Consider the following 1614-nt stretch of genomic DNA (forward strand, 5'->3'; position numbering starts at 1 on the left):
GTTATAATCTGGTTTTTCTTTGTGAAACATGGCCTTACCTCACAAACCGTTTTCTTTTAGTATACTCCTAAACAGAGCAAAAAGCTCTTAGAAATTCAATTCTAAGAGCTTTGTCTTCAGTCTGAGCTGAGATATAATCTCAGCTTTTTTAATTGAGTTTTATAGGAAATAAGAAGTTTTCTTTCTTTCCTGCCGGAAAAGATTTTCTGCTGTCGGCATTGTCGCTTAGGAGTGAATAGTATATAATAAAAGGGATAAAGGAGGTTTTTGGAATGGACGGACAGCAACCAAAGGAGAAGAGAAGATCGCAAAAAGGAAAAGAAAACAGGCAGGAAGACATTCTCAAAAATAAAATCTCACGGCTCAAGACAGCTTTAGAAGAAGAAAATGATCCAAATCTGAGAAAAGAGATGCTTCTTTTGCTGCAGGAATACGAGGCATCCTACAAAGCTTTAATTCAGAAAAAACATCTGTTGACCTATCTGCTGTCTGCAGCTGCGACTATAGCTGTTATCGTTGTTGTTTTATTCTTTATGTTTTTAAGGGACAGTTCAAGATCCAGCACATCATCTTCGCAGAGCAATCAGGCTCGTATATCCAGCACGGTGCAAAAAAATGAAACTGAAAAAACAACCGCGACAGAATCTTCCGACAGCAAAAGCGATAGCAACAACAAAAAGAATTTGGAGACTTTTCCGAAAACCTTGCTTGGTACCTGGTCGGGCTATCTCAGCTACATGCAAGAAGACATGACTATGACCTTTACGGAAGACAATACTGTCAAAACAACCGTAGGGGCAAATACTTATACAAGCCGCATTGACAGTCTGGAAAAGGTCGGTACTGACACTTATCTCTATCATCTTTCCCCAAATTCAGAGCCGACTGCTCTTGTTCCGGGAGTCCAGCTGGGGGGAGCCAGAATAAAATATGCTTATGGTATCTATATAGGAGAAGACCATATTGTTCCTCTTGTCTGGCAGGCAAGCGAGAATGCAAGCTTTGACTACTCTAAACCCTTAGAAAATAATCAGTCGGATTATCGTTTAACAAAGGGGAATGGTTCGCAAAATTCATCTAAAAGGACAAGAAAAAAGGACAGCCAAGTAGACACTAAAAATCTAACGACAGAGCAAGTCGAAGACTGGGTTATTGCGCATTATCTGGATAATCGTAAGGATGGTCAGCGTTTTACAAAAGCAGACTTTGTTATTGAAAGCTGGAAAGCACAGACAGATGGCCTGGTTTATGCTATTGTCAGGGAAAATCATGCTAGGGATGCCATGAAAGAAGCGGGAGCAGACCCCAATGTTAATCCGGCTGTTGCTCATTACCGTATCAATGCAAATGGAGAGCTGGAAAAATTATCCGGTGCTGATAATTGGACAGTCGTCAGCAGGACCTATTACACTGACTAGAAATCAAACATTGCAAAAAAAGGCAGGCCTAAGGCCTGCCTCAGACTGAAGACACAGCTCTTAGAAATTGGTTTCTAAGAGCTTTTTGCTCTGTTTAGGAGTATACTAAAAGAAAACAGTTTGTGAGGTAAGGCCATGTTTCACAAAGAAAAGCCAGATTATAACCGCTATCAATACGGGTTCTATACGCTTGATC

1 protein-coding gene is annotated in these 1614 nt (G+C 40.5%); it reads left to right on the forward strand.

Annotation, left to right across the window (positions count from 1 at the left end; translation table 11 throughout):
• Positions 1-272 precede the first annotated feature (272 nt).
• Positions 273-1418 (forward strand): hypothetical protein, encoded by a 1146-nt coding sequence (locus AC4HAF_RS10155; RefSeq protein ID WP_491097658.1) that lies wholly within the window; start codon positions 273-275, stop codon positions 1416-1418.
• Positions 1419-1614: the final 196 nt, after the last annotated feature.

Source organism: Streptococcus sp. ELY_90, assembly GCF_058314475.1.